This window comes from Ramlibacter tataouinensis (assembly GCF_001580455.1).
GTDB classification, from domain to species: Bacteria; Pseudomonadota; Gammaproteobacteria; order Burkholderiales; family Burkholderiaceae_C; genus Ramlibacter; species Ramlibacter tataouinensis_B.
Genome location: NZ_CP010951.1, coordinates 1,393,209 through 1,419,824, shown reverse-complemented (window position 1 = coordinate 1,419,824; position 26,616 = coordinate 1,393,209). Strand labels below are relative to the sequence as shown.

The window sequence follows — 26,616 nt, the reverse complement described above, 5'->3', positions numbered from 1 at the left end:
GCCATGCTGCTGAACCGTCGAACGCTGCTGTGCGCACTGGGCGCGGCGGCCCTGCCGGTCGCACCCGCCATCGGCGCGCCGGTCAAGGCCGAGGGCACCGGATCCCGCATCGCCCTGGTCATCGGCAACGGCGCGTATCGCGCGGCCCCGCTGAAGAACCCGACAAGCGATGCCAACGCCGTTGCGACGGCGTTGCGCGGCCTGGGCTACGAGGTCACCCTGCGCCAGAACACGCGGCTCAAGGAACTGATCGAATCGCTGCGCGAGTTTTCGCTGCGCGCGCCGAAGGCCTCGGTTCGCATGCTCTTCTACGCCGGCCACGGCGTGCAGGTGAAGGGCCGCAACTACCTGGTGCCGGTCGATGCCGACCCGAAGTCCGAAGAGGACATCCAGCGGCAGAGCGCCGACGTCGGTGAGTTCGTCGATCGGCTGAGCGCCATCCGCACTGGCACCAACATCGTGGTGCTCGACGCCTGCCGGGTGAACCCGTTCGCCGGCGGCGTCATCGTCGGCCCGGACGGGCGGCGGCTGAAGTTCCGCGGGGCGACGCCGAGTGGCCTGGCGACGCTCGACGCGCCGGTGGGCACCCTGGTGGCCTTTTCGACCGCGCCCAACGGCGTGGCGCTGGACGGCTCCAGCGGCGAGCACAGCGTCTATACGCGTCACCTGCTGGCCAACATGCCGACGCCGGGCTTGCAGATCGAGCAACTCTTCAAGCGGGTGCGCATCGCGGTGGCCGACGACACGGGTCGCGTGCAGGTGCCCTGGGAATCATCGAGCCTCACGGCCAACTTCTGCTTCAAGCCGGACGATCAGGGGCGTTGCGGATAGTCCCTTCTCCTTCCCCTTCCCGGGGGAAGGTCGGGATGGGGGCGCTCGGAGCTTTCAATTCGGCCGCAGCGCCCCCACCCCAGCCCTCCCCCGGCGGGGGAGGGAGCAGCGTTCATGCATGGTCGTCGATGAATCGCTGCAGTTCGCGCGCGAAGCGAAGCGGCTCGCTCACATGGGGTGAATGGCCGCCACGCGGGTAGATCGAGATCTGCGCGTGCTTCACCGTGTCGCGGTACCAGGCATCGAGCGGCACGCCGGCGTAGTGCGGACTGCGCGCCCCCAGCACCACCAGCAGCGGGGCGTCCAGGCGTGACAGCGAAGCGCGGAAGTCCGCCTGGGCCATCGACTCGGCGAGATCCAGCAGCGGCCGGACGTCGATGCGGCTCAGGCGCCGCCGCAGCATGCGGCCGAGCGCTTTTTCGACACTGAGCTGCTTGCGCAGCCAGGCGCCCCCGAGCGCGCCGACCTCGTTCAGCAGCGTCTCGGCCAAGTCCTGTCGCGCACCCGCGATCAGCCCCGACAGCATCGCCGCGCTGCAGCCGCCGAACAAGCCGAGGCGCCAGCTGTCGTCGGTCACGATGCGCGGCGACTGGTCGACCAGTGTCACTGCCGCCACGCGCTGCGTGCCATTCGACTGCAGGTATTGCATCAGTATGAGGGCGCCCATGGAGTGTCCGACCAGCACCGGCCGCTCCAGCCCGAAGTGGTCCAGCATCTCGGCCAGGTCACGAGCCAGCCGCTCCAGCGTGATGGAGCCGAGTACCGGGCGGCAGCGGCCATGACCGCGTGCGTCCCAGGCCAGCACGCAATGGCGCCGCGCCAGCCGCCGCGCCACCGGCAACCAGTCGCGATGCGAGCAGCCGACGCCATGCACCAGCACCAGCGGCGGGCCGTGGCCCAGCACGCAGACGGGAACCACCTGCCCATCGCTGGCGGTGAAGCTGTCGTAGTCGCCGGCTGTAGGAGCGGCCCCGCCCGCCAGCCCCAGGTTTCGCAACGCGACCCAGACGCCGCGCAGGCCGGTGAGCCGCGGCGGACGCGAAGGTGGTTCAGGCGGCGCACTGTCGAACATGGGGGTGTTTCCACGCCGGCGCCCAGGTGGGTCGAACTCAGCTCCCGCCAAGCTCAGGCACAGCCGCCGGCATCCCTCACTATGCGCCCGCCGGCAAACCTCGTGCAAACCAAACAGCCTCCTGCGCAGCAGCCGTCGATCGTTTGAACCGATTCGGGAGTGGCCGCAACCCATGGAGCGGAAGGCAAGCATTTGCAAGCCTCCACTCCCTCCCAACCACCACTCTCAGGAGATCAACATGAAAGTCCGCAATGCTTCCCTCGTCCTCGCCCTCGGTCTCGCCTTCACTGGCGCATTCGCCGGCGAAATCCTGGGCACCACGGTGAACTCCTCCGGCGCCTCCAACACGTCGGCCGGCATCTCGTCCACGGCGCGCCAGAACATCGGCTTGGCCGAGCAACAAGGCCGGCTCCTCGGCGGCAGCGTGACCGCCAACAACGTATCGAACACCGCCGCCGGCATCAGCAGCACCGCCGTGCAGGAAGTGGGCTTCGCCAGGGGCAATGGCGTCGTCCAGAACTCAACGGTGGTCGCCAACGGCGCACGCAACCTCGCAGCAGGCCTCGGGGCCACGGCAATCCAGCAGATCGGCGGCGCAGAAGGCAACGGCAGGCTGACGAACGCGACGGTCATTGCCAATAACGCCAGCAACACCGCGGCCGGCTTCAATTCCGACGCCACCCAACGTATCGGCGTTGCCCGGTAAGAACGATAGCTCCCCCGCCACCCGACCCGCCCGCCCAGGCGGGTCTTTTTCATGGTTGGCGTGGCCCCGAGCGCCGCTGCGACTGCAAATCCGCTTGAACCATTTCCCCATCCGCCGCAACCCATGGAGCGCCGGCAAACCAGCCCGCCACCGGAGACACGCCATGAACTCAACGCTCGCCCGCACATGCCGCTTCGTCCTCGTTGCCATCAACCTGACCGGCAGCGTCCACGCATTCGCGGGCCAGGAACTGATCGACCTCGACGCGTCGTTCCGCGCGAGGATCGCGAAGGAGAAAGTCCGCAGCGCGGCCCTGCAGCGCAAGATGGAGGCACAGGAAAAGGCTCTCGGTCTAAGCGGCAAGTCCCTGGACGAGAGCAACTGCGGCAGCCAGAACATCGGCAACGTCGACACCGGCGAGCGCGGAGCCGCCAACGCACCGCCGCGCGACGTGTTCGTGTTCGCTCCCAATGCCATCAACATCGTCGGCCAGGGCGGTTGCCGCTGAGCTGAGCGTCGCATTCCCACGAAACCGGAGATCCCATGAAGCCGCCCCATATCCTGCGCCACCTCGCGCTTGCCGCCCTGGCGACGCTTGCCGGCTGCTCGACGCTCGAAGTGAAGCAACCCACGGTCGAACAGACCGCAGAGATCCGCAAGGGTCCCGAGGACAAGCCGCAACGCTCGATCACCGGCTTTTCGCAGGCGCTGCGCTGCATGGACACGCTGATGCTCGACTACGGCGTGCATGACGTGACCATGCTGACCGAAGAAATCACCGACGAAACGAAAAAGATGAATGCCGGGACGCGCGACATGCTGATCTCGGCGGTGTCGGACATGTCGCGGCGCAGCCGCGCGGTGCGCCTGGTGGCCTTCGGCAAGGACACGGTCAACGTGATCGGCTACCTCGCCAGCGCGCAAAGCGCGGCCGTCTACCAGGCGATCCCGCTGTACGACATCAAGGGCTCGGTGTCGCAGTTCGACGAGAACATGATCAAGAACCAGAAGGACCTCGGCTTCGGCATCTCGCCCTACCTCAACCTCGGCGTCGCGCGCGATGCGGCCTCCAGCATGCTTGCGCTCGACCTGAGCGTGATGACCACCAGCAACATGTCCGTGCTGCCGGGCGTCACCTCACGCAACTCGGTTGTGATCCTGAAGCAGGGCAGGGGTTTCACCGGCGATGCCGCGTACGAGAAGTTCGGGATCAACTACAGCATGAACCTGGCGCGCTCGGAGGGCCAGACGCAGGCGCTGCGTGGGCTGGTCGAACTGGCGGTGGTGGAGCTCGTCGGCAAGTTGACGAAAACGCCGTATTGGAGCTGCCTGAACGTGCCGGATCCCCGGGCGAACGAGGAAACGCGTCTCGAGGTGTTCGACTGGTATCACTCGATGGCGGCGACGCGCGTCGAGCTGGTCGCCTACTTCCAGAATCAGCTGCGTCGCCGCGGGTTCTACGAAGGTCCGATCGACGGCGAATTCAATCCGGCCATCGACGAGGCGATCTCGAACTACCGCGGCGCGCTCGGCCTCAGCCGCGAGGCCGTGCTCAGCGAGGACTTCTTCTATGCCTTCCTGGCTGCCGACCACACCAAGATCAAGCGCCCGGCGCAACCGGCCCGCTACGTCGCGGTGCCCCCGGCTGTGACGGCCTCCGGATCGCCGCCCGCTCCTGCGCCTGCGGCACCGGCGCCCCTGAAACTGTCACTGACGACCCCGAAGCAGCAGACGCGCTTTGCCCGCGGCGAGTCGATCAGCCTGGCCCTCGCGCCTTCGCAGGATGCGCATGTGTACTGCTATCTGCAGGATGAGAACGCCAAGGTCATCCGCTTCTTCCCCAATCGGTTTTCCCGCGACTCACGCATCGCCGCCGCCCAGCCGCTCACCTTGCCCGGCACGATGCGCTTCCAGCTCACGATGAACCCGAAGGGTGTGCCCGAGACCATCTCATGCTTCGCCACGCCGGACGACGTGATGGCTTCGCTGCCGCAGGGCGTCATTGGGACCGATTTCGAACCCCTGCCCGGCGTCACCCTCGACCTGATCCGCGTCGCCTTCGACAAAGCCAGTGGCGGCAAGCTCGCCCAGGAGAACTTCCGTGCTCAAGCCAAGTGATTCCGCTCTCACCCGCGCAAAGCGGCTCGGCGGCCGGGTGGCCGTGATGACGGCGGCAGCTGTGGTCGCTGCCACCGGCCTGCTGCTGCAGCTACCGCTCGGCGCGGCGGTAGGCATCGCCGGCGACCGCGGCGCGCCCCGCGACCCGCCCCGGCCTCCCGCGCCGAGCCAGAAGGCGCCGCCCGCCTACCAGCTGCGCTGCTGGCAGCACGGCCGCCTGCTCTTCGATGAAGCGCCGGTGACGCTGGGCCCCGAGGTTCGGCAGGGAGCGAGGCTGGTGGCGATCGACCGCAACGGCGCGCCGCTGATGGTGACCGTGGCCGGTGAGACCACCTGCCAGGTCCGCCCCTACCTCAATGTGCCCAACCTCGCGCTGCCGCACTGAGCCAGGAGCCGCACCATGGACGGATTCACCCGTGCGACTGCCCCCAGGCGCACGCGCCGCGCCATCGCCCTGACCGCAGTCGCGGCGGCGCTGATGGCCTCGCCGCTTTCGCAGGCGGCGCTGATGGCCACGGAAACGCGCAGCGTCGCCGACTTCGACACCGTGGTTTTCGCCGTGCCCGGCGAAGTCCGCATCGAGCAGGGGGCCCGTGAAACGCTGACCCTGGAGTGCGAGAGCGCCGTGCTGCGCAAGCTGACGAGCGAGGTTCGCGGCCGGCAGCTGATCATCGGCGTTGCCGCGCCCGGCCGCATCGAGACGCAGCAGCCGATCCGGATCAAGCTGGGCGTGCGGACCCTGCGAGGCCTCGAGTCACGCGCCCCCAGTGCGATTCGCACCGGGCCGCTGCGCACCGATTCGCTCGCGCTGGTATTGGCCGGCGGCGGCTCGATCCGCGTCGAGCACCTGGAGAACGCGAGCAGCCTCGACGTCAAGATCACCGGCGCCGGCGACGTCGCCGTCGGGGGCGGCCGCGTGAAGGACCAGCAACTGGCCATCCGAGGCATCGGCAGCTATGCGGCATCCCGGCTCGCCAGCGAAAGTGCCGACGTCGCCATCGATGGCAACGCCGACGTCCAGCTCGCCGCCAGCAGCACGCTGGCCGTGCGCATCGGCGGCATCGGCCATGTGCGCTACCACGGCAACCCGGTGGTGGCGCGGTCCATCCGCGGCATCGGATCGATCGAGAAAGATTGAACCGGCCGCACGGCGCGTGCAACCCAATGGTGTCTGCGAATCCATTGCCCAAGGAGCCCGACATGACCCGCAACACCGCCATCCGCTGCCCCGGCATGACCCGCTACTTCGGCACGCTGGCCCTGGCCCTCGCTGCCGCCGTTTTGACTCCCGAGGCGAAGGCCGAGAAGGTGGTCGTCTATCGCGAAGGCCAACTGGTGGAGCCGCAGGATGTGGCGGCCGTGCTCGGCAACAACACCCGTTCCATCCGCCTGCTCGATGAGGGGCCCGCGGCGCCCAAGACCTTCACCGCGGTGCCACCGTCCTCGCTGGCCAAGACTTCGGCAGCCTCGCCGGCCCGGGCGCCCAAGGCGCGCCCCGATTCGAAGGCCGACGCCTCGGCGCTCTCGCTGCCGGTGCGCTTCGACTTCGACTCGGCTGAGATCCTGCCGGCGGCGCGCGCTCAGCTGGACGCGCTGGCCGAAGGCATCAAGCTGCTCAAGCCAGACCGCATCGTCACGGTCGAAGGCCACACCGACGCCGTCGGCAGTGAGGCCTACAACCTCGAGCTGTCGCAAGCCCGTGCCCGCGCAGTGCGCGACTACCTGGTCCAGCGCCACGGCATCGAGGCGGCGCGCCTGAAGACCGTGGGCTACGGCAAGGACCGTCCCATCGAATCCGATCCCTACGCCGCCGTCAACCGGCGCGTGCAGTTCCAGGGTTCTTGAGCCGTTGCCGGCGTTCGGCCGAAGACGCTGGCGCGTTGAGCTGACGCTCGATTCATTCACAACGCCTGCGAGGGGTGACGAAATTCACCCCTCGCGCTCTTTGGTCCGACGCCCCGGTCCTTGCTGCTGGCTCGTGATGCTCTTCCATGGGCGCCCGGTGCAGGCGCCGCCTCTTGTGCCGCCGCAGAGCGGTACCCACAATGGATGTCCCGCCGCCGCACCTTCATTGCCGCATGAGCCCCGACCGGCCGCCCGAAAGGGCTCGCACCGCTGTGCGAAGCACGGAGCTCGTCCCATGAGTCGCCGTCGCCTGCTCGCCTGCTTCGCCCTCATGCCCGTGCTGTGGCGCGGGGTCGCCCACGCGCAGGCTCAGGCGCAGGACAAGGTCGCGGCCAGCGGGCAACGCCGCGTCGCGCTCGTGATCGGCAACGGGCGCTACCCTGAGCTTCCGCTGAACAACCCCGAGCACGATGCGCGCCTGGTCGCGCAGACCTTGCGCTCGCTCGACTTCGAAGTGGACGAGCACCTCAACCTCACTGCCCGCGACTTCAAGCGCGTGCTGCGCGAGTTCGCGCGCCGCATGGACGACGACCAGGTGGCGTCGGTCTTCTACTACGCCGGCCACGGGGTGCAGATCGGCGGGCGCAACTTCCTGCTGCCGGTCGATATCGCGCTGCGCGACGAGGCCGAAGTGCGCGACGAGGCCATCGACCTGCAGGAAGCGCTGCTGGCGCATGTCGACCGGGTGCGGCCACGTGCCCGCATCTTCATCATCGACGCCTGCCGCAACGACCCCTTCGCGGCGCGGGGGCGGGGGTCGCGCAGGGCCGACGGCCTGGCCGAGATGGCGGCGCCGGGCGCGCTCATCGCCTTCTCCGCGTCTCCCGGCCGGGTCGCCGAGGACGGCCCGATCGGCGGCAACAGCATCTACACGCGCCACCTGGCCACCGAGCTGCGCACCGCCGGCGTCGAGGTCGAGGAAATGATGAAAGCGGTGCGCGTCAAGGTGCTGCGCGACACCGCCCAGCGCCAGATTCCGTGGGTCAACACCTCGATGGTCGTGAACTTCATGTTCAACCCGGGCGCCGCGCCGGCGCTGGCCAGGCCCAGGCGCAACCTGCAGCTGCACGTGCAGGCGCAGCGCAGCCTGAACACCGATGCGCGCAATGCCTCGGCCTCGCTGGCGCTGCGCATCTACGTGCTGCGCGACGCGAGCGCCTTCGAGAAGGCGAGCTTCGACAGCCTGTACGACGACGATGCGGCAACCCTCGGCTCGAACATGCTGGTGCGCGAGAGCCTGCACCTGCGCCCCGGCGAAGCGCGCGAGCTGACGGTCGAGCTCAGCGGCGACGCGCGCGCCGTCGCCGTGTTCGGCGCCTTCCGCGAAATCGAGCATTCGCAGTGGCGAGCCGTCCTGCCCGTGCCCGAGGGGACGGTGGCGCCGCGCGCGCGCGTGGAGGCGCAGGCCCGCCAGCTGCAAGTGGGGTGGGCCAAATGACGGGGCGCGGCGCCGCGCCCGGCGAGCCGGACGGCGTCGACGAGCCGTCCGCCGCGCGGGCGCTGCGTGCCGAAGCGCTGCCGCTGGTCGCCCTGTTGGCCCGGCTGCGGGACTCGAGTCCCGCCGACCCGGCGCAACTGCGCCGCACGCTGGCCGTCGCGGTCGACCGTTTCGAAGCCCATGCACGACTGGCGGGTGTCGCCGAGTCCGGCATCGCGGCCGCGAGCTACCTGCTCTGCGCCTGGGGCGACGAGCAGTTCGCTGCCGCGCCCTGGGGCGCGGGGGGCGCCGGGCTGCTGCAGCGCTTTCACGACGAGGAGCAGGGCGGCGACAAGTTGTTGCGCCTGCTGGCGCGGCTGGCCGAAAGCCCGCGCGAGCACCGCGCGCTGCTGGAACTCTTTCACACCTGCATGAGCCTCGGACTGCGCATGGGCATGGCGCCGGGCGGCGTCGAGCACGAAACGCTGCGCGCGCGTGTGCATCTCGCGCTGCAGCAGGCGGCACCGGCCCCGCCGCTGGTGGCGCCCTGGCATTGCGCGCCTGCCGCCGCCCGCCCGCCGCGGACGCCACGCGCCGCCCTGCCGGCCGTCCTGCTGCTGGGCGTGCTGGCGCTGGGCATCTACAGCGCCAGCCAGCTGCAACTGGCCGCGCGCGTGGACGGTGTGCTGGCGTCGCTGCAGCGGCTGATACCGGCGCGTCCCGCCGCGGCGTCGCCCGTCGCGGCCCAGGCCGCGCCCGCGCGGCTGGCCGCCAGCCTGCAAGAGGACATCGCGGCCGGGCGGCTGGCGGTGCGCGACGAGGCGGTGCGCAGCGTCGCCGTGATCGCGGTCGGCGCAGATGCGCCGGGCGAGGGCACGAGCGCCTTGACGCGGCTCGGCGCCGCGCTGGCGAAGCAGCCGGGCAAGGTGCTGGTGGTCGGCTACACCGATGGCAGCGACTCGCCGACGGCGCGAACGCCTTCGTCCTGGCACCAGGCGATGGAGTGGGCACGCGGCGCCGCCGACGCGCTGCGGCCCCAGGTCGGCGACGCGCGGCTGGCGGTCGAGGCCCGCGTGGACGCCAGCGGCGGCCAGCCGCGGCGCCGCGTCGAGATCGTGCTGTTCCCGGAATGAAAGCACCGGCCCGCTTCCTGCAAAGCGCGGTGAACCTCGGCGCCGCCGCGGGCTTGCTGTGGTTCGCGGCGCCGCTGGTCGCCATCGGCAGCTGGCATCCTTTCGACGATGCGCGCGCGCGCATCGCCTTGCTGGCACTGGCCTCGCTCATGCTGGCGGGCCTGCGCGGGCTGCGGGCGATCTGGGCCCGCCGCCGCAACACGCGCCTGCTGAAGGGCCTCGAGTCCGGCGATGCCGGTCCCGAACTGAGCCAGCGATTCCGCCAGGCGCTGGCGATGCTGCGGCAGGGCATCGAGGCGCAGGGCTCGGCGGGGTGGTGGCGCCGTCGCCGGCAAGTGCAGCAGCTGCCCTGGTACCTGATCATCGGCGCGCCGGGTGCGGGCAAGACCACGGCGCTGCTGCATTCGGGCCTGCGCTTTCCGCTGGCCGAAAAGCTGGGGCGCGACCCACTGGCCGGCGGCGGCACCCGCCAATGCGACTGGTGGTTCAGCCAGGACGCCGTGTTCATCGACACCGCAGGCCGCTACACGACGCAGGACAGCGACGCGGCAGCCGACGCCCGTGAGTGGCAGCAGTTCCTCGCGCTGCTGCGCCAGCACCGGCCGGTGCAGCCGATCAACGGCGTGATCGTCAGCGTGAGCGTGCCGGACCTGCTGCAGGGCGGCGCGGAACTCGCGCGTCAGGCGGATGCGGTGGCGGCGCGACTGCAGGAGCTGCGCCGCCGGCTCGACCTGGCCTTTCCGGTCTACCTGCTGGTCACCAAGGCCGACCTGCTGGCCGGATTCATCGAAACCTTCGGCGATCTCGATGCCGTGCAGCGCGAGCAGCTCTGGGGCGTAGTGTTCGACCCCGACGTCACCGGCATCCCGGCCGACCTCGGGACGCGCCTGGCCGACCTCGGGCAGCGGCTGGCGCGGCGCGGCCCGGACGCGCTGCAGCATGAACGCGCGGCGGCGCGCCGTCTGCCGGTCTACGCTTTCGCGGCACAGTTCCAGGCCCTGCTGCCATCCCTGGAAGCCTTCGCCCGCCAGGCCTTCGCCGGTATCGCGGCCGAACCGGCGCAGCGTTTGCGCTCGGTCGCGCTCACCAGCGGCACCCAGGAGGGCAATCCGATCGATCGGGTGATCGGCGAACTCGCGCGCAGCCACGGCCTGGCGCTCACCCCGCTGCCGCGACCCGATGCCGGCGGCAAGTCCTTCTTCCTTGGAGCGCTGCTCAAGCAGCTGGTGATCGCCGAAGCGCCGCTGGCCGGCCAGCGGCTCGCGCGGCTGCGCTGGCGCCGCCGCGCCGCGCTGCTGGGCGCGGGTCTGGCCGGCGCCGTGCTGCTGTCCGCCTCGGCCCTGTGGTGGCAGAGCTTCCGGCGCAACCTCGACTATGTGGACGCCGTGCGCACGCGGGTCGAGCAGCTGACCCAGCGGATCGGATCGCTCGAATCGGCCGGCCTCGAGCAGATGTTGCCGCTGTACTCGCTGCTCGAACGGTTGGCCGCCAACGACGGCATCGATCCGGCCGAGCCGCCCGCGGGCTTCGGCTTCGGGCTGTTCCAGGGGCCGCGGCTGGCCCGCTCGGCCGAGCAGGCTTACCGTGAGATGCTGGATCGCAGCCTGGCGCCGCTGCTGATCCAGCGCCTGCGCCGCGACCTGCGCGAGGCGGCGGACAGCGCCGCGCGCTACGAGGCGCTGCGCGCTTCACTGATGCTCGCCAACCCCAGCCGGCTGGTGCGCGGCGATGTGCGGCGCTGGGCCGAGCAGGCGCTGGTGCAGGCCGGCGGCGCGGCCGAGCGTGCCGAGTGGTCGCGCCATGTCGGCAATCTGCTCGAGCGCAGCGGCTTGCCTGAGGCCATGCGCGCCGACGATGCCGGCGTGCAGGCGGCGCGCAGCGCCTTGGCGGCGCTGCCGCTGGCGCAACGCGTGCATGAGCGCTTGCTGCGCCGCGTGCCCGACCCCGAACCGCCGCAGGACCTGCCGGCGCGACTCGGACCGGGCGCCCCCCTGGTGTTCGCCGCGTCGAATGCCGGGCCGATGCCGGCGCATTCGAGCGCCAGCGACTGGCGCCGCAACCTGTTGCCGGCGCTCGATCCCACGCTCGATGAACTGGGCAACGAGGCGGACTGGGTGCTGGGCGATACCGGCGGCCAGGTGCGGCGGCTGCAGAAGGACCGCGCCTGGCGCGACGAGATCGCGGCGCAGGTCGGCAAGCGCCATGCCCAGCGCGTGAGCGCCGCCTGGTCGAAACAACTCGAAGCCCTGGCGCTGGCCCCCGCCACCGATGCGCCGGGCGCCTCGCGCCAGGCGACCGAGCTCACGGGACCCGATTCGCCGCTGCGTCGCTTGTTGACGCGTCTGGCCGACGAGTTCAGCGCGGCGCCGCGCGGCGCCGGCACCGCCGAGGGGGCCTTCGACACCGAGTTGCGCGGGCGCTTCGGGCCGCTCGGCGATTACGCGGCTGGCGCCGGCCCGCAAGCGCTGGACCGGCTTCACGCCCTGGCCAGCGGCAAGCGCGACGAGGCGGCCGACGCCGAGCTCGACGCGGCCTTGCGCGCCGAAGCGGCACGCGCCCCGCCCGAGCTGCGCAGGATCCACGGCAGCCTCGGCACCTGGATTCGCACGCGCCGCGGCGCCAAGCCCGGTTTCGACGCCGCGCTGGCCGAACTCGCCCAGGCCTGCAGCGCGTTGACGCGCGAGCGCTTCCCCTTCGCCGCCACCGCGTCTCGTGACATGGCGCCGGCCGACTTCGCCCGCCTGTTCGGCCCCGGCGGCCTGTTCGACGAGTTCCGGCGCAACCAGTTGAACGAACGCGTGGACACCTCCAGCCGGCCGTGGAAGGCGCGCAGCACCGAGGCCAGCCTGCCGGGCGCGTTCGAGCAGGCGGCGGCGATCGGCGCGCTGTTCTTCCCGGGCGGCGCGCCGCTGCCGGCGCTGAAACTGCGCCTGACGCCGCTGCACATGGACGCCGAACTGCTGCAGTTCAGCGTGGATGTCGACGGCCAGCTGCTGCGCTTCGAAAACGGCCCGCCGCGTGCCAAGGAACTGGCTTGGCCGGGACCGGCGTCGACGCAGAAGGTGATCCTGCGCATCCTGCCGCCTGGCGCCGGCGGCGTCGGCGCCGAAATCCATGAGGGTCCCTTTGCCTGGCTGCGCGTGCTGCTGCGCGGCGACTGGAAGGGCGAGGCGGGCGCGCCGGCACGGCTGGCCCTGGTGGTGGACAAGCGCGCCCTCGAGGTGGAAGCGAGCGCACCGGCCAGCCCCGAGGCCGATGTCTGGACCTTGCAGGAGCTGGCACGTTTTCGTTGCCCGCAAGCACGATGGTAAAGCCGATGGCGAAGCCGCCGCCGCGTCGCGTGTCCTGGTGGGGGAAGTTGCCCGCGCGCGGGGACTTCGTCGGCCGTGGCCTGCCGCCGCGCTGGCGCAGCGATTGGGACGGCTGGCTGCAGGGCGGCCTCGCGCTGGCCGCCACGGTGCTGGACGGCGCCGCGCTGCGCGAGCGCCTGGGCACCTTCGCGCCATGGCGCTACCTGGCGCTGTCCGCGTCCGGCGAGACGTGGTGCGGCATCATCGCGCCGTCCTGCGATCGCGTTGGACGCGCATTCCCATTGACGCTGGCCGAGCGGCTGGCCGCGCCGGCATCACCGCGCGACGCCGCCGCGCGTCTGGCCTCGCTGCTCGGCGCAGCGGCGGAAGGACCCGAAGCGCTGGAGGCCCGGATTGCCGCCTTGCCGCCGCGCTCCGCGCCGGCCGCCCCGCCGGCGCAGGCCTGGCCGCCGGGGCCGTGCAGTCTGTGGTGGCCGCTCGAAGCCGCGGATGAGGCCGCTGCCCGCGCCGCGGCCTGGCCGCCGGGGCCCGAGCTGCTGCTTGAACTGCTCGACATTCAACCCGCTGCGCACCAGATCGCGAGCGCGGAATAGTTGTCCTGGTCGCTGCGCCCGGCCTGCTGCACGCCCGCTTCGAGGCGGTCGACCCAGGCCTGCACGCCGCTGCAGCCGGCCATGGTGGAGGTCATCGCGGCATCGTCGAGGGCCGACCACAGGCCGTCGCTGCACAGCAGCAGCGCATCGCCGGAAGCGAGCACCTGCGGCCGGTCCAGCACTTCGAAGTCGAAGCCTTCGGCCGAGCCAAGCGCCGAAGTCAGTGCGCCCGCGGCGGCGGCGCTCGCGCGCAGGCCGGCGTCGCGCAGGCGCTGTTCCAGGCTCTGGTCGCGCGTGTGGCCGAGCAGCCGGGCGTCGCGCCAGCGGTACAGGCGCGAATCGCCGGCGTGGGCCCAGAGCGCCGCGCCGGTGCGAAGGTCGAGCAGCAGCACGACGATCGTGGTGCGCATGTCGGCCGTCAGGGTGCCGGCCACCTGCTGTGCGACCACCGCGTCGTTGGCGCCGCGAACCAGCCCTTGCAGCGCGTCCACGTTGACCTCGGGGTGGGGCGCGAAGGCATCCAGCACATGCGTCACGGCGATGCGCGAAGCGGCCTGGCCGCCGCCTTGACCACCGACGCCATCGCAGAGGACGGCGACCAGGGCGCCGGCGCCTTCCCAGTAGCCGTAGGCGTCTTCGTTGCACTCGCGCCGGCCGGGTCGCGACAGCGCAGCGAGCGACACGGTCAGCGCGCGCCCGTCCATGGCGGCTCGGGCAGGGTGGGGTTGGCGCCGGCGTCGGCGCGCGACTGCGCTTCATAGGCGCGCAGGAATTCGCGCCCGAAGATGGTGTCGAAATCGTCGTCCAGATGTTCGAGCAGCTCGGCATGCTGCAGGCGGTGGCGCTCCCAGAGCGCCTCGGCGCGCAGCCACGGCAGGCGCGCCATGCCGTGCGCCGGCCCTTCCGCTTCCTCGGCCGCCTCCGGACCCAGCCGGGAGAACAGCTCGAACACCGCCGCGCGCATGCCGGCCACCATCGCCACCTGGTGCACCAGCAGGTCGCGGTGCGCGTCGTGCAGCGCGGCCACGGGCTCGAGGAAGCCGGGGCTGCCGTCCCGCTGCAGCATGCGGGTCAGGGCCTCGGTCGCATCCGGCGAGAACTTCAGCGGGTTGTTCTGGCGCGGCGCGATGTGCGTGCCCTCGGCGCGCATGTGCCGCTTGGCGATCGCACGGCTCTGCAGCAACGCCAGCGTGCCTTCGGCCGTCGCCCGCATCAACGCGCCCAGGTGCTCCATCCATTCCGGCGTGAGCTGCGCCACATCGGCGCGCAGGCCGGCGCCGCGGCCGAACGCCGCGGCCAGCTCACTCAGTTCGGGCGACAGGTCTGGCGAACGGCGAGGCCCTCGCCGCGCGGCAGGTGCGCCCGCGGCCACCGCGCCTTTGGCCGGTGCGGGGGGCAGCGGCACCGTCGTTGCCGCAGCAGTCGCCGGCGGGGTCAGCGCCTGCGGCGCCGGGGGCGCCGGGGGCGCGGCGGCGTCGACCGTTTCGGCCGACGCCATGGCCGCGCCCTTGGGCAGCACATGCCGGCTCGTTTGCCAGGACACCACGGCGCCGGGCGCCGGTGCCTGCGGCGAAGCTGCCAGCGGCGGCAGCGAAGATCCGGCCGCCAGCGGATCGGGCGCGCCATCCAGGTCGAACCAGCGCTCCAGGCGCGAGCGATGCACGGCCTCGGCGGCCACCGGCTCGACGGCGAGATCGAACCGGCCGATGCGCAGGCAGTCGCCGACGGACAAGGGCCGCTCCGCGCCGGGTTCGAGCTGCTGGTCGTTCACCCACAAGGGCGCGCTGCTGCTGACGCAGCGCACGCGTGCCGAATCGCCGTCCACCATCACTTGCGCATGCTGGCGCGAGACCAGGCGCAGGGGGTCGGCCAGCACCAGCCCGCAATCCTCGGCGCGGCCGATGATGAGGTCTCCGGGCGGCAGCGGCAGCGCCGTCGCGTCGGGTTCGGAGGCGCCGGGCCGGCGCGTGACACGCAGCGCGATCATGTGGAACTCAACCGAGTGCGCGCCACAGGTCGGCCTGCACGCGGCGGGCGTCGACGCTGGGCGCGAGCTGTTCGAGCACGCTGGCGACAAATTGCTCACGGGTATTCGAGGTCGCGGCGCAGCGTTTGGCGACGACCCGCGCGATCGGTCCCAGCGAAGGAAGGAGCGCGGCGGCCGCCTTGTCGACGTCGCCGCCTTGCATCGGCAGCCCGCTGACCGGTTCCCCTCCGGCCGTCGAGGCAGGGGCCTGGCCGGCCGTGGCCGGGACTGCGCTCTTGCGCAGCGCGCCCGCCTTGGCCAGGAAGCGCTCGCGCGCGTCGATGTCGATGATCGTGGCCGCGACGGCGTGCCGGACCGCCGCCACCGAGCTCAAGCCCCGCGCCGCGCGGCGCACCACCACGCGAGCCACCGGGCCGACATGCACGGCCAGCTCGCGTTCGATCTCGGCCAGCGCCTCGCTGTCCCAGCCGGTCGGCACGGGCGCCGAAGGCGGGCCGGTGCCGGGCTGCGACCTGGCCGCGGAAGGCGGCGCCGAGCCGGGCTGCGAGGCGACCGGCGGCGCCTGGCGGGCAGGGCCGGACGAGTCGCCCGGCCTCGCCTCGAATCCATCGAGCGCAGGCGGGAGCACGATCTCGGCCGGAAGCAGGTCCGGCACGCCATCCGGGGCGAGCAGCTTCAGCGCCGTTCGCATCGCCAGGGCGCTCGAATAGCGCTGCGCCGGATTCTTCGCCAGCGCCAGGTCGATCACCGCATCGAAGGGCTGTAGCGCGGCGTCCTTCGTCACCTCGGTCAGGGGCTTGTGCGGCTCGTAGACGATCTTGTACATGATCGCCTCGTCGGTGCCGGCAAACGGCGTCGTGCCGCTGAGCATCTGGTAGAGCAGCACGCCGGCCGAGAACACATCGACGCGCCGGTCCACGCTGCGGTCGGTGTACTGCTCGGGCGCGATGTAGCCGGGAGAGCCGACGACGAAATTGGCGCGGGTGAGTTGCGACGATTCGGTGCGCGCGATGCCGAAGTCGGTGATCTTGAGCCGCCCGTCGTCCGCGATCAGCAGGTTGGCCGGCTTGATGTCACGGTGCACCACGCCGCGCTCGTGGGCGTAGTGCAGGCCGTCGAGGAGCTGCAGCATCACGCACAGGACCTGCGGCACGTCGAGCTTGCGCGGCGCATGGATGTAGTCACGCAGGTTCCGCCCGGGGACGTACTCCATCACGATGTAAGCGCAGTCCTCGTCTTCGCCGAACTGGTAGACCGAGACGATGTTGCGATGCGTCAGCCGCCCGGCCGCCTGCGCTTCCACCCGGAAGCGCGCGGCCACGCCCGGTTCGTCATCGCTCGATTCGAGCAGCCGCCGATGGATGGTCTTGATCACCACCGCGCGGTCGATGGCCGGGTCGTGCGCCAGGTACACCACGCCCATCGCGCCCGAGCCGATCACCCCGCGGATCAGGTACGGACCGACATGCGACGGGACGGGTGCGGGCATACGCGGCGTGGACCTCAGGCGTCGAGCATCTTCATCGCCTGGTCGAGGCTGTGGCGCATGCGCTCGAAGGCCTGCGCCAGCTTGCCGATCTCGTCGCGCCGGCGGGTCGCGAAGGGCGGCACGTCCTGTTCGCCCAGGCTCACGCGGTTGGCCAGCTTCGACAGCGCCGTCACCGGCCGGATCACGAGCAGGTAGAGCATCAGGTTCAGCACGATGCCGATGGCCACGAAGATGCCGATGAGCGAGGCCATGAACACCCGGAACGCCTGCTCGGCGCGCGCCAGCGGCACCGACATGGGCACCGACACCACCTGCGCGCCGATCACTTCGTTCATCTGCCAGCCGAAGCCGTTGGCCGGACCGTACTTGTCGATCAGGGTGCGCGGCGCCGCCTCGACCGTGCTGTGGCAGGCCAGGCAGGCGGGGTTGGTGATGCGCAGGGGGCGCGCGATGTAGAGCGTGCGACCGGTGCCCGATTCGCGCTCGCCGACGAACTCCTTCTGGTTGGCCTGGTTGCGAAAGCGGTTCACGATGTCGGCCTCCCAGTCCACGGCCCGGTCGCGCGGGTTGGTCGGGTTCAGGGTCGCTTCCTTGTACGTGTAGTCGGGGAAGGTCTTGGCCAGCGTCGCCAGCACTTCGGTGGCGGAGTAGGCCGGCACCGTCTGCGGCAGGAAGGTGTACTTCATCTGCGTTTCGAGCAGCGGGCGGATCTGTTCCTGGGTATAGGCGCGGATCGCCGTCGCCTTCTCCATCGTCAGGCGCGCGTGGTCCAGCACTTCCTGTTTGGCATTGCTTTGCAGCATGTCATGGGAGACCTTGCCGGCGCCGAGCACGCCGGCGACGAAGACAAGCAGGAAGATCAGGTTGAACTTGAGCAACAGGCGCATGGCACGCCCTCCAGTCTGTGGTTTGGCTACTCCCTGTGTTGCTGCGCGACGCGTGGCGGTTCACGGAGATTGGCTCCCGTCGACGCCGCCGGCCGGGGCGCGCTGGCTGCCGAGGCGGCCCGCTGGGCTTGCCGCGCCGCCTCGCGCTCGCGCCGCCGCTCGGCTTCCTCGGCCATTCGGCGGGCGTAGCCTTCGGGATCGGCATAGGGCTCCCATTCGGGGTGCAGCGCCAGGTTGGACTTGGCTGCCGCGCGAAACGTCAGGTCAGAGGCGCGCGCCTTCCACAGCGGCAGCAGCGGCAGGCGCAGCCCGGGCTCGGTGCGCAGCCAGGGCGCCACATCGGTGTAGGCGATCTCGCCGAGCGCCTTGGGTGCGACGTTGCGCTTGGCCAGCTGCTCGCCGCGCGCGGGCAGCCGGTCGCGGAACTGCCGCGGCAGCGCGGCCAGGAACTCGGGCGCGGGACGGCGCCCGGCCGCCGGCGCGGCGCCTTCACGCCGCTGAGCGAAGTCGCCGCTGGCCAGCTGCAGCGTGTGCGCGCGATCGCGCGACACCAGCTTGGCGCTGCCGCTCTCGAGGAAGACCGCGTATTCCGTGCCTGTGGCGTGGACGACCGTGGTGGCAGCCTGGGTCGCGATCTCGAAGGCCGGGCTGGTGTAGCCGAAGGCCCCGCTGCCGCTGGTCTTGAGCCAGCCCTGGAGCAAATACAGCGGCATCGCAGCCAGGCCCTTGGCGACGCGAGGCCGGAACATCACCTTCGTCGATTCGCCGAGGCCGACCAGGAGGCCCCCCGGAAGCTCGACCTGCACGAAGGCGCCGGGTGCCGTCTCGACGATGTCCTGCTCATTGAGCACCACGCCCTCGGCGAGCGTGTAGCGCATCGTCTGGCGGATCAGGGTGGCGTTGCCTTCGACGATGCCGACGACGCTGGTGGACTGTGCGCCGGCCAGCGAGGACGCGAGCAGGCCCGCGACCCAGAGCAGCATGGACCTGAACCAGATTTCCGTGGGCCGCACGACGTACCTCCGCTGGCAGAGGGCATCATTGAACTCCGGCTGTAGGCCAGAGGATGGCATTGATGGTAGGTCAAGTCCTCGCGGAGCAATTCATCTTTTTGCAACCCATGAGTTCGCTTGCAGATGAGGCGTGGCTCGGTGCACGGCGGCGCCAACGGCTCATCAGGACTGGCTGAACCGGGTGGACGAGCCGAACCCGTCTCCGCTCGCGGTCGCCGCGTAAGGTGACTGAACGATAGGCTGCATGCCGCGGCGGTGCCGCAGAGCAAGACCGCGCTGCTCGCGCGCGCCGTCACTCAGGGATGCCAGCGCGAGACGGCCGCGGGTGTCGCCGCTGACCGGCTTCCCGCCAGCGCATAGGACAGCTGGTTCGCGGCCCGCATGACGACTTTCGCGTGTTTCTCCAGCTTGGCTTTCGTCAGGCGCGAACTGGGGCCCGATATGCACATCGAGCCGAGCAGGCGCCAGTTCAGGCTGAAGACCGGCGCGGCCACGCTGGCGACCTCCGCCTCGCGCTCGCCGAGCGAGATGTGAAAGCCGCGCTCCCGGATGGACTCGTAGGGCTCTCCGGCGGCGCCGCTGAACGCGAGGATCACGCGGCCGGGAGCGCCCTTGTTCAAGGGCAAGCGCTCGCCGATGCGAACGTTGTGGCGCACGGACTGGGGCCCTTCCACGCGGGCCACGCAGGAGCGGATGTCGCCTTCGCGCACGTAGAAGGAGGCGCTTTCCCCCGTCTCCTTCACCAGCTGGTGCAGCGCCGGCTCGACGACGTTGTTCACGTCGAAGCCGGCGTGGTAGCGCGCACCCAGCCAGCCGGCCGCGGGGCCGAGCCGCCACTGGCCGTCGTCGGTCTGCACCATGTAGCGTGACAGAGCGAGGGTGCGGGCCAGCCGCAGCGCGGTCGTCTTGTGCATGGCCGCGCGCCGGCTCAGTTCGGCCAGGGTCAAGGTCGATTCGCCCACTTCGAACGCTTCCATCAGGGCCAGCGCCCGCGTGACCGCGGCCACGCCTGCTTCCGCGCCGGCGGCGTCCCCTTTCCTGGCTGTCGTGTTGCGCATGCCGCACCGTGGTCCGTTGTATGAAACGGCATTGTATGCTGCGCAACGCCGATCTACAGTGCTTCCATGGCGCCGCAAGCGCCGCCACTGGAGACACACCCATGCAGCTTTCACGTCGTGCGGCCTTCGCCATCGCGGCCGCCTCGCTCGTCACCTCGACCGCCTTCGCGCAGGGCTGGCCCAGCCGGCCGATTCGCCTGATCGTGCCTTTCCCGCCCGGCGGCGGCACTGACATCATCACGCGCGAAGTCGCCAACAAGGTGGGCGGCCCGGGCTACACCTTCGTCATCGACAACAAGCCGGGCACCGGCGGCAACATCGGCGTCGATGCCGTGGCCAAGGCGCCCGCGGACGGCTACACGCTGGTGATGGGCCAGACCAGCAACCTGGCGATCAACCCCACGCTGTATCCCAAGCTGCCCTATGACCCGCTGAAGGACCTGACCCCGGTCAGCCTGGTGGCCAGTTCGCCGCTGGTGATCGTCGCCAGCGCCAATTCGCCGTTCCACACCCTGGCCGACGTGGTGAAGGAAGCCAAGGCCCATCCGGGCAGCATCAACTTCGCGTCGGCCGGCAACGGCACCGTGGGCCACCTCGCGGCCGAGTCATTCCAGAAGGTCGCCGGCGTCAAGTTCACGCACATCCCCTACAAAGGCGCGGCGCAGGGGGCCACCGACGTGATCAGCGGCCAGGTGCAGCTGTACTTCTCCACCATTCCCACGCTCATCGGGCACATCAAGAGCGGCAAGGTGCGGGCGATCGCCGTGACCTCGTCGACGCGCGTCGACGACCTGCCGCAGGTGCCGACCATTGCCGAATCCGGCTACAAGGGTTTCGAGGCCGTCACCTGGTTCGGCATCCTCGGCCCGGCCAAGCTGCCGAAAGACGTGGTCGACAAGCTGAATGCGGACATTAACAAGGCCCTGAAGGATCCCGTGCTGGCGAAGAAGCTGGGTGCCCAGGGCGCGGACGTGGCCGGCAGCACGCCCGAGCAGTTCGCCAAGCTGATCCAGGACGACATCTCCCGCTGGGGAAAGATCGTCAAGGAATCGGGCGCCAAGCTCGACTGACTTCCGGCGGCCGCCTGGCAGAGCGGCACACGCTTCCCGCCCCCCTCCCATGCCGGCCCGCAGCGGCGCCGGCGGGGGTGCCTTCACCCAGGAAAGACCCGTATGAACACAGACATCGTCCGCGACTTCGAGCGCGTGTCCCCGGACCTGGTGCGCCAGGCCGCCCAATTCCAGGCTGCCGTCCTCGCCGACGTGGCGGGGCGCCGCGGGGCTTTCCACGGCCGCATCGCGGCGCTGCGGCCGCGCATGAAACTGGCCGGCCCGGCGCTGACGGTGGATGTGCGCCCCGGCGACAACCTGATGATCCACGCCGCCATCGCGCTCGCCCGGCCCGGCGACGTGCTCGTCATCGACGGCAAGGGCGACCGGACGGCGGCCCTCATGGGCACCATCATGATGAGCGCCTGCCAGCAGCGTGGACTGGCCGGCGTGGTGATCGACGGCGCCGTGCGCGACACCCTCGAGATCGACGAGATGGACTTCCCGGTGTTTTCGGTGGGCACCAATCCCAACGGCCCGACCAAGAACGTCCCCGGCCGCATCGGCCATGCGGTGTCCTGCGGCGGCGTGACGGTGCGTTCGGGTGACCTCGTGCTGGCCGATGCCGACGGCGTGGTGGTGGTGGAGCGCGAGCGTGTCGAAGGCCTGTTGCCGCTGGCACGCAAGAAGGTGGAGGACGAGTCCGCCCGCATCGCCCAGATCAGGGAGGGCAACACGAGCGCTGCCTGGCTGGCCGCGGCGCTGCGCACGGCCGGCGTGCTGAAGGAAGGGGAAAGCCTGTGAGCCCGCGCCGCGCCGTCCTCGTCACCGGGGCCGACCTGGCGCCCCAGGCCCTGGCCCTGCTGGCGGACTTCGACGTGGTCTATGCGGGCAAGACGCCGCAGGAAGCGGACCTCGTTGCCCTGTGCCGCCAGCACGACCCGGTGGCCATCATCGTGCGATACGGCGGGGTCGGCGCCGCGGTGATGGACGCCGCGCCCTCGCTGCGCGTCATCTCCAAGCACGGCAGCGGCACGGACACCATCGACCAGGAAGCCGCCAGGGCTCGCGGCATCGAGGTGCGCGCGGCGGCGGGCGCGAACGCGGCAGCGGTTGCCGAGCAGGCCCTGGCGCTGCTGCTCGCCTGCGCCAAATCGGTCGTGCGCCTCGACGCCCGCATGCGTGCCGGCCACTGGGACAAGGCGACGCACAAGAGCGTGGAACTGAACGGCCGCACCATCGGCCTGGTGGGACTCGGCGCCATCGGCCAGCGCTTCGCGCGCATGTGCGATGCGCTGGGCATGAAGGTGATCGGCCACGACCCGTTCGCGCGGGACCTGCCGCCGTTCGTCCGCGCCGTGGACCTGGCCACCCTTTGGTGCGAGTCCGATGCGATCTCGCTGCACTGCCCGCTGACGCCGGTGAACCGCGAGCTGGTGAATGCACCGGCGCTGCGGGCTTGCAAACGCGGCGTGCTGCTGGTGAACACGGCGCGCGGCGGTCTCATCGACGAAGCCGCGCTGCTGGCAGCCGTCCGCTCGGGGCAAGTCGCCGCCGCGGGCCTGGACAGCTTCGCCGTGGAGCCCCTGGCCGTGCCGCATCCGTTCCAGGCTGAGCCGAACATCATCCTCAGCCCCCACATCGGCGGGGTGACCGGCGACGCCTACGTCAACATGGGTCTGGGCGCAGCGCGCAATGTGCTCGCTGCCCTCGAACTGGCCGGCGCCGCCGGTTGACGGCGCTCTGCTCTAAGGCGGGGCCGCCGGCACGGGCTCCCCAGCCCGGCGGGTCACTGGCCCGGCGAACCGATGGCGGTCGCGGCCGCGGGTTGCGCGAACCCGCCGAGCACACCCACGGTTGCGGCGCGGTAGGTCGGCGAGGAGGTCGACACGCCGTCCCACACGGCCGATGACACCGCGCTGCCGCCGAAGGCGGCGCCCGCATGGTTCGGCATCGTGGCGGTGACGCCACTCGACGCGCCGGCGGCGCCGATCGCGGTGCCGTCGCTCGCGGTCTTGGAGCCGCCGCTGTAGTTGAACCAGGTCACGGCCTTGCCGCTCGTGTCGAACAGTACGATCATGTCGCCGTTCCCCAGGCCCGGGCCGCCGGTGCCGATCACCGGGACCGAGGCGCCCAGGCCCCATGCGGCCCGGAAGGCGGCGACGTCGGTGGTGTTCACGACCACCAGGCGCGCGCCGGCCGGAAGCGTCACGGCCGGGAAGGCGGCGTTGCCCGCATCGGAGAACGAGGCGGAATCGTCGTCCCACTTCCAGCCGGTGAGGTCGATCGGCGTGGTGCCGTAGTTGTACAGCTCCATGAAGTCGCCGCCGTTGGCGTTGGAGTTCACCTCCGTGATCAGCACCTTGGGCGTGGCGTCCGGCGCCGCGGCGGTCGCGAAGTTCAGCGTCGTGGTCGAGGTGATGCCGGCGAACGGGTTGCCGGCGGCGTCGCGGATGACCCCGCTGGCAAGCGTCACGCTGTAGGTCGTGCCCTTGAGCAGGTCGGCGCCCGGGTTGATGTTGGCGGTGTTGCCGCTGAAGCTGACCTGCGTCGCGTCACCCACGGCAATGGTGCGCGTGTCCGTGCCGTTGCTGATGATGATGTTGCCGCTGCCGGCGACCACCCGCTCGTTGAAGTTGAGCAGGATCCGGCTGCTGGTGATGCCGGTCGCGTTGTCGACGGGGCTGGTGGACACGAGCGTCGGCGGCGTGCTGTCCAGCGATCCGGCGGCGGTGAAACTGAAGGTACTGGTGCTGGCGACGGCCGGCGCGGTATTGCCCAGGCTGTCCTTGAACACGCCGGCAGCGTAGGTGAGGCTGTAGCTGGAGCCGGCCTGCAGGTCGATGGCGGGATTGATCGTTACCGTCTTGCCGGAGATCGTGACCTGGGAGCTGTCGGTGACGGCGATGGTGCGGGTGTCGCCGGCGCCGTTGCTGATCGTGATGCTGCCGGTGCCGGCGACCACGTTCTGGTTGAAGGTCAGGTACAGGTTGGACCCCAGGCCGATCGCGGCCTTGCTCGCCGTCGGCGCGAACACCAGCATCTCGGGCTTGCCGGCGCCGCCGCCGACTTCGCTGACGACGTAGAGGTTGCCGCTGGCGTCCATCACCATCCCTTCGTTCTGGGCGGCCGAGCCCACGTCCAGCGTGCCGAGCAGGTTGCCGCTGCGGTCCATCTTCACTACCTTGCCGGCCGGTGCGCTCAGGATCAGCAGGTGGCCGTAGTCGGGCGCGCTGGACGCGACGATGTTGGACAGCGCGAACACATCGTTGATGGCGGTGAATCCGATCTTCGCCGGATCGAACAGGTTGATGGCGTTTTCCGCGCTGGCGGAGCCGTTCGACGCCGCGCCCGTGGCGAAATCGATGGTCGTGTGGAACACGCCCATGGGGCCCGATTCCTTGACGGCCACATAGCCGTTGGTGGACGGATCGAAACTGATCCCCTCGATGCCGATGTTGCCGATGGTCGTGCCGAGCTTGGCCGTGCGCACCTTGCTGCCGTCGAGGGTCGTGTTCGGCACGTAGGTGAACTCGTTGACCTGGCGGAAGCGCTCTTCGACCAGCACGAACTTGCCGTTGCCGATGTAGGCGATGCCCTCCGGGTCGTAGAAGTAGGTGCCCTGGCAGCACTCGGCCTTGGACGGGTCTTGCGCCAGCGTCATGGAGTCGACCAGCACGCCCTGCTTGGTCACCTGGGCGATGGAGGTGCCGCCATCGCCCACGACGAACAGCGTGTCGGTGTCCTTGTTGTAGGTCACGCCCGAGGCTTCCTCGGCCAGCAGGTTGGTCCCACTGCCGACCGGCAGGCTGTAGCGGCCGGTCTGGATGTAGTTCGAGATGTCGTAGGTCTGGTTCGGCGCGGTGAACGCGAGGGCGGGAGTATCGAAGGGGACCGCGGCGAGCGCCGGCGGTGCATCGTCGCCGCCGCCGCAGGCGCCGAGCAGCGCCAGCAGGGACACGGCCACGAGCGGCCGCAGCTTGGAAGGAGAGGGCATCATGTGTATCTCAACCGTTACGAAGTAGCTGAACGGTATGCAGGCGGTGTGACAGCGCCGTGACGATCCAGGGACAGCCCTTCAGCCCCCTCGCTGACGCTCGCTGGCGCCCGGACGCCGTGCCATCTCAGCCCGTTGCAATGTGCGGTGTCGCGCTGATTGGCGCGGCGCTCTGGACGTTGCGGTGCCCTGAGTAACTCAGCGCCGTGCCATGGGGTGCCGGTGCGCGATCAGCAGGTACAGCGCGGCGCCAAGCACCAGCAGCCCGGTGGCGATCCACAGCGAGGTGCTGAATCCTGCGGCCGCGCTCGCACTGCGCGCCACCAGCCCGGCGGCCAGCGGTGGCCCCAGGATCTGGCCGAGCCCGTACGAGGCGGTGAGCAGGCCCATGAAGCTGGTGGCTTGCAAGGGCTGCACCCGGCGCGCTTCCTGCATCGCAAAAAAGGAAATGGCGGTGAAGGGCAGTCCCAGCAACAGGCTGCCGGCCGCGAAGCCGGCCAGCGTCGGGCTCACGAGGCTGGCAGCCACCCCGGCGGCCTGCAGCAGGTAGCAGACCGCCAGCCGCAAGCGCAGGTCAGCCTGGGGCTTCAACCTCGACGCGCCCAGCGCCCCGAGCATCACGCCGACGCCGAACAAGGGCCAGAACAGGTCCAGCCAGTGCGACCCGGGCAAGGTCTGGCGTGCAATCACGGGCAGGAAAGTCGCAGTGATGATGTAGCCGATGCCGGCGAGTCCGTAGGCCAGCGTGAGCAGGCTCATCTCGCTGGCGCCGGCGGAGGCTTGCGGCAAGTCCTGGCCGTGGGCCGCATGCCCGGCGGCCGGTGCCGGCGCCGCGAGGCCGCGGGTCAGGTCGAAGACGCGCCACACGGCGGCCGTCAGCAGCGCGGCCAGCAATCCAAAGGTGAGCCAGCCTGCGGCGGCGGGCGCCTGCAGCTGCACCAGCACGGTTGCTGCCAGCCCGCTGGCGACGATGCCCAGGCCGGGCCCGACATAGATCAGCGCGCCCATGGCCGGCACGCCCCGGCGCGCCAGCTGCTCGAGGCAGAAGCCCGAGGTGTAGAGGAAGACGACGGCGCTGGCCACGCCGGCGGCGAAGCGCAGCAGGGTCCACGCCGCCGGCAGCTGCAGGGCCATGCCCAGCGTCAGCAGGACCGTGGCGACCAGCCCGCCGCGCACCAACCGGGGCCCGTTGACGGTGCTGGCCCATCCGCAGCGGCGCCAGATCCAGGGCTGGGACGTGCAGGCCACGGCACCGATGAGATACCCCAGGTAGTTGGCACTGGCCAGCAGGCTGGCGCCGGTGAGGTCCACCGAGTGCTCTGCCAGCATCAGGGGCAGGAGCGGCGTGAACGCGAAGCGGCCGATGCCCATCGCCACGCCGAGCGCGATGAGGCCGGCAAAGGCAACAGTGAGGGGCGTCAGCGGCCGGGCGGTCGTCATCCGGCGGGCAGTGTCTCAGCTTTTGCGACAGCGCGTGCCCGCCCGTTTACATGTCCGCGCGCGGACATGGCCTGAACCGTGCCGGGTTGGCCTACAGTGGCTTTCCGTCCCACCATGAGGAACCGCCAAATGCCGATTCGTACTGCATCGTTGACCAAGCGGATTTCTGAGAACGGCCAAGCGCTGCATCGGGCCATGATGAGCCGTACGAAGGCCGACCAGCCGTCGGAGGCCGAGCAGGCCCTGACCGAGGAGCGCCGGCTGCTGAAGGAAGAGCGGGACAAGCGCCAGGCGCAGGCGTCGCAGCCCAAGCCCAGCGCCGCCGACCGGATGCTGCGCACGCATCACGCGCAGGCCAAGGACAAGCCGAAGGCTACCAAGGAAGCGAAGGATGCCAAGGACGTCAAGAAGCCCAAGCCGCGCAGGACGCGCGCCGAGAAGCATGCGGAGAAGGCCGCCGCGCTGGAGGCCGCGCGCAGGTCGCCGAAGAAACCGGCGAAGTGAGCAGACGTCCTCAGCCGCGTTCGCCCGGCGGCCTTCGGCTGTCGAGCAGCGTCGCCCCATAGATCGCCTCGACCCGTTCGCGCTGCGCCGGGTCGAGCAGCTCTTG

At 70.7% G+C, this 26,616-nt stretch carries 24 protein-coding genes; 15 read left to right on the top strand and 9 right to left on the bottom strand.

Annotation, left to right across the window (positions count from 1 at the left end; translation table 11 throughout):
- Positions 1–3: 3 nt before the first annotated feature.
- Positions 4–831 carry a caspase family protein gene (locus tag UC35_RS06835; RefSeq protein WP_061497458.1) on the top strand — a complete coding sequence of 276 codons (828 nt, stop codon included), beginning with the start codon at positions 4–6 and terminating at the stop codon, positions 829–831.
- Positions 832–943: 112 nt separating this feature from the next.
- On the opposite strand, the gene UC35_RS06830 is transcribed toward UC35_RS06835, so the two are convergent.
- On the bottom strand, positions 944–1,903 hold the full coding sequence (locus tag UC35_RS06830; RefSeq protein ID WP_061497456.1) for an alpha/beta fold hydrolase: 960 nt from the start codon (positions 1,901–1,903) through the stop codon (positions 944–946).
- A 238-nt stretch (positions 1,904–2,141) separates the two neighbouring features.
- Between UC35_RS06830 and UC35_RS06825 the strand changes: the two genes are divergently transcribed.
- The 10 genes from UC35_RS06825 (at position 2,142) to tagF (ending at position 13,086) form a co-directional block, all read left to right on the top strand.
- Positions 2,142–2,609 carry a hypothetical protein gene (locus tag UC35_RS06825; RefSeq protein WP_061497455.1) on the top strand — a complete coding sequence of 156 codons (468 nt, stop codon included), beginning with the start codon at positions 2,142–2,144 and terminating at the stop codon, positions 2,607–2,609.
- Positions 2,610–2,772: 163 nt separating this feature from the next.
- Entirely contained in the window at positions 2,773–3,117 is a 345-nt protein-coding gene (locus UC35_RS06820) for a hypothetical protein (RefSeq protein ID WP_061497453.1), read from the top strand.
- Positions 3,118–3,152: 35 nt separating this feature from the next.
- Entirely contained in the window at positions 3,153–4,727 is a 1,575-nt protein-coding gene (locus UC35_RS06815; RefSeq protein ID WP_061497451.1) for a DUF4384 domain-containing protein, read from the top strand.
- Complete coding sequence (locus tag UC35_RS06810; protein WP_145979366.1) at positions 4,711–5,112, top strand: hypothetical protein; 402 nt, start codon at positions 4,711–4,713, stop codon at positions 5,110–5,112. The genes UC35_RS06815 and UC35_RS06810 overlap by 17 nt, the downstream gene beginning before the upstream one ends.
- Positions 5,113–5,127: 15 nt before the next feature.
- Positions 5,128–5,865, top strand: a complete 738-nt coding sequence (locus UC35_RS06805; protein WP_061497447.1) for a GIN domain-containing protein — start codon at positions 5,128–5,130, stop codon at positions 5,863–5,865.
- A gap of 62 nt (positions 5,866–5,927) precedes the next feature.
- Positions 5,928–6,572, top strand: coding sequence for an OmpA family protein (locus tag UC35_RS06800; RefSeq protein WP_158513867.1), 645 nt, complete (start codon positions 5,928–5,930; stop codon positions 6,570–6,572).
- 295 nt (positions 6,573–6,867) lie between these two features.
- Complete coding sequence (tssJ, locus tag UC35_RS06795; protein ID WP_158513866.1) at positions 6,868–8,070, top strand: type VI secretion system lipoprotein TssJ; 1,203 nt, start codon at positions 6,868–6,870, stop codon at positions 8,068–8,070.
- Entirely contained in the window at positions 8,067–9,182 is a 1,116-nt protein-coding gene (icmH, locus tag UC35_RS06790; RefSeq protein WP_061497442.1) for a type IVB secretion system protein IcmH/DotU, read from the top strand. The genes tssJ and icmH overlap by 4 nt, the downstream gene beginning before the upstream one ends.
- Complete coding sequence (gene tssM, locus UC35_RS06785; RefSeq protein WP_061497440.1) at positions 9,179–12,493, top strand: type VI secretion system membrane subunit TssM; 3,315 nt, start codon at positions 9,179–9,181, stop codon at positions 12,491–12,493. Before icmH ends, tssM begins: the two co-directional genes overlap by 4 nt.
- A 5-nt stretch (positions 12,494–12,498) precedes the next feature.
- A complete protein-coding gene (gene tagF, locus UC35_RS06780) occupies positions 12,499–13,086 on the top strand; it encodes a type VI secretion system-associated protein TagF (protein ID WP_061497438.1) in 588 nt (195 codons plus the stop codon).
- On the opposite strand, the gene UC35_RS06775 is transcribed toward tagF, so the two are convergent.
- The 6 genes from UC35_RS06775 to UC35_RS06750 all read right to left on the bottom strand — a co-directional run bounded on the left by UC35_RS06775 (position 13,050) and on the right by UC35_RS06750 (position 19,520).
- Positions 13,050–13,790, bottom strand: coding sequence for a PP2C family protein-serine/threonine phosphatase (locus UC35_RS06775; RefSeq protein WP_061497437.1), 741 nt, complete (start codon positions 13,788–13,790; stop codon positions 13,050–13,052). The genes tagF and UC35_RS06775 overlap by 37 nt on opposite strands.
- Positions 13,772–15,073, bottom strand: coding sequence for a type VI secretion system-associated FHA domain protein TagH (gene tagH, locus UC35_RS06770; RefSeq protein WP_061497435.1), 1,302 nt, complete (start codon positions 15,071–15,073; stop codon positions 13,772–13,774). Before tagH ends, UC35_RS06775 begins: the two co-directional genes overlap by 19 nt.
- 7 nt (positions 15,074–15,080) lie before the next feature.
- Complete coding sequence (locus tag UC35_RS06765; protein WP_061497433.1) at positions 15,081–16,562, bottom strand: serine/threonine-protein kinase; 1,482 nt, start codon at positions 16,560–16,562, stop codon at positions 15,081–15,083.
- A 14-nt stretch (positions 16,563–16,576) separates the two neighbouring features.
- Positions 16,577–17,449, bottom strand: coding sequence for a DUF3365 domain-containing protein (locus UC35_RS06760; RefSeq protein WP_061497431.1), 873 nt, complete (start codon positions 17,447–17,449; stop codon positions 16,577–16,579).
- Between the two features lie 26 nt (positions 17,450–17,475).
- Positions 17,476–18,432, bottom strand: coding sequence for a hypothetical protein (locus tag UC35_RS06755; protein WP_061497428.1), 957 nt, complete (start codon positions 18,430–18,432; stop codon positions 17,476–17,478).
- 326 nt (positions 18,433–18,758) lie between these two features.
- On the bottom strand, positions 18,759–19,520 hold the full coding sequence (locus UC35_RS06750; RefSeq protein WP_061497427.1) for an IclR family transcriptional regulator: 762 nt from the start codon (positions 19,518–19,520) through the stop codon (positions 18,759–18,761).
- A 101-nt stretch (positions 19,521–19,621) separates the two neighbouring features.
- On the opposite strand from UC35_RS06750, the gene UC35_RS06745 reads away from it, so the two are divergent.
- From UC35_RS06745 to UC35_RS06735, 3 genes are all read left to right on the top strand, one after another.
- Positions 19,622–20,590: a Bug family tripartite tricarboxylate transporter substrate binding protein gene (locus UC35_RS06745; protein ID WP_061497425.1), complete on the top strand. Its 969-nt coding sequence runs from the start codon at positions 19,622–19,624 to the stop codon at positions 20,588–20,590.
- 102 nt (positions 20,591–20,692) lie between these two features.
- A complete protein-coding gene (locus UC35_RS06740) occupies positions 20,693–21,373 on the top strand; it encodes a methyltransferase (protein ID WP_061497423.1) in 681 nt (226 codons plus the stop codon).
- Complete coding sequence (locus tag UC35_RS06735) at positions 21,370–22,305, top strand: NAD(P)-dependent oxidoreductase (protein WP_061497421.1); 936 nt, start codon at positions 21,370–21,372, stop codon at positions 22,303–22,305. Before UC35_RS06740 ends, UC35_RS06735 begins: the two co-directional genes overlap by 4 nt.
- 53 nt (positions 22,306–22,358) lie before the next feature.
- On the opposite strand, the gene UC35_RS06730 is transcribed toward UC35_RS06735, so the two are convergent.
- Positions 22,359–24,569 carry an SdiA-regulated domain-containing protein gene (locus UC35_RS06730; RefSeq protein WP_227820481.1) on the bottom strand — a complete coding sequence of 737 codons (2,211 nt, stop codon included), beginning with the start codon at positions 24,567–24,569 and terminating at the stop codon, positions 22,359–22,361.
- Positions 24,570–24,764: 195 nt separating this feature from the next.
- Positions 24,765–26,006, bottom strand: a complete 1,242-nt coding sequence (locus UC35_RS06725; protein ID WP_061497419.1) for a YbfB/YjiJ family MFS transporter — start codon at positions 26,004–26,006, stop codon at positions 24,765–24,767.
- Positions 26,007–26,201: 195 nt separating this feature from the next.
- Here UC35_RS06725 and UC35_RS06720 point away from each other — a divergent pair, with 195 nt between their 5' ends.
- Entirely contained in the window at positions 26,202–26,510 is a 309-nt protein-coding gene (locus UC35_RS06720; protein WP_145979364.1) for a hypothetical protein, read from the top strand.
- Positions 26,511–26,616: the final 106 nt, after the last annotated feature.

What these genes read in the sequence shown, in the direction of transcription:
- UC35_RS06720 (WP_145979364.1), top strand. Translation starts at nt 26,202, where the DNA reads ATGATGAGCCGTACGAAGGCCGACCAGCCGTCGGAGGCCGAGCAGGCC.
- UC35_RS06725 (WP_061497419.1), bottom strand. Translation starts at nt 26,006, where the DNA reads ATGACGACCGCCCGGCCGCTGACGCCCCTCACTGTTGCCTTTGCCGGC.
- UC35_RS06760 (WP_061497431.1), bottom strand. Translation starts at nt 17,449, where the DNA reads ATGCGCCTGTTGCTCAAGTTCAACCTGATCTTCCTGCTTGTCTTCGTC.
- UC35_RS06800 (WP_158513867.1), top strand. Translation starts at nt 5,928, where the DNA reads ATGACCCGCAACACCGCCATCCGCTGCCCCGGCATGACCCGCTACTTC.
- UC35_RS06830 (WP_061497456.1), bottom strand. Translation starts at nt 1,903, where the DNA reads ATGTTCGACAGTGCGCCGCCTGAACCACCTTCGCGTCCGCCGCGGCTC.
- UC35_RS06755 (WP_061497428.1), bottom strand. Translation starts at nt 18,432, where the DNA reads ATGCTGCTCTGGGTCGCGGGCCTGCTCGCGTCCTCGCTGGCCGGCGCA.
- UC35_RS06820 (WP_061497453.1), top strand. Translation starts at nt 2,773, where the DNA reads ATGAACTCAACGCTCGCCCGCACATGCCGCTTCGTCCTCGTTGCCATC.
- tagH (WP_061497435.1), bottom strand. Translation starts at nt 15,073, where the DNA reads ATGATCGCGCTGCGTGTCACGCGCCGGCCCGGCGCCTCCGAACCCGAC.
- UC35_RS06750 (WP_061497427.1), bottom strand. Translation starts at nt 19,520, where the DNA reads ATGCGCAACACGACAGCCAGGAAAGGGGACGCCGCCGGCGCGGAAGCA.
- tssM (WP_061497440.1), top strand. Translation starts at nt 9,179, where the DNA reads ATGAAAGCACCGGCCCGCTTCCTGCAAAGCGCGGTGAACCTCGGCGCC.
- UC35_RS06740 (WP_061497423.1), top strand. Translation starts at nt 20,693, where the DNA reads ATGAACACAGACATCGTCCGCGACTTCGAGCGCGTGTCCCCGGACCTG.
- UC35_RS06765 (WP_061497433.1), bottom strand. Translation starts at nt 16,562, where the DNA reads ATGCCCGCACCCGTCCCGTCGCATGTCGGTCCGTACCTGATCCGCGGG.
- UC35_RS06745 (WP_061497425.1), top strand. Translation starts at nt 19,622, where the DNA reads ATGCAGCTTTCACGTCGTGCGGCCTTCGCCATCGCGGCCGCCTCGCTC.
- UC35_RS06835 (WP_061497458.1), top strand. Translation starts at nt 4, where the DNA reads ATGCTGCTGAACCGTCGAACGCTGCTGTGCGCACTGGGCGCGGCGGCC.
- UC35_RS06805 (WP_061497447.1), top strand. Translation starts at nt 5,128, where the DNA reads ATGGACGGATTCACCCGTGCGACTGCCCCCAGGCGCACGCGCCGCGCC.
- UC35_RS06775 (WP_061497437.1), bottom strand. Translation starts at nt 13,790, where the DNA reads ATGGACGGGCGCGCGCTGACCGTGTCGCTCGCTGCGCTGTCGCGACCC.
- UC35_RS06730 (WP_227820481.1), bottom strand. Translation starts at nt 24,569, where the DNA reads ATGATGCCCTCTCCTTCCAAGCTGCGGCCGCTCGTGGCCGTGTCCCTG.
- tssJ (WP_158513866.1), top strand. Translation starts at nt 6,868, where the DNA reads ATGAGTCGCCGTCGCCTGCTCGCCTGCTTCGCCCTCATGCCCGTGCTG.
- icmH (WP_061497442.1), top strand. Translation starts at nt 8,067, where the DNA reads ATGACGGGGCGCGGCGCCGCGCCCGGCGAGCCGGACGGCGTCGACGAG.
- UC35_RS06815 (WP_061497451.1), top strand. Translation starts at nt 3,153, where the DNA reads ATGAAGCCGCCCCATATCCTGCGCCACCTCGCGCTTGCCGCCCTGGCG.
- UC35_RS06825 (WP_061497455.1), top strand. Translation starts at nt 2,142, where the DNA reads ATGAAAGTCCGCAATGCTTCCCTCGTCCTCGCCCTCGGTCTCGCCTTC.
- tagF (WP_061497438.1), top strand. Translation starts at nt 12,499, where the DNA reads ATGGCGAAGCCGCCGCCGCGTCGCGTGTCCTGGTGGGGGAAGTTGCCC.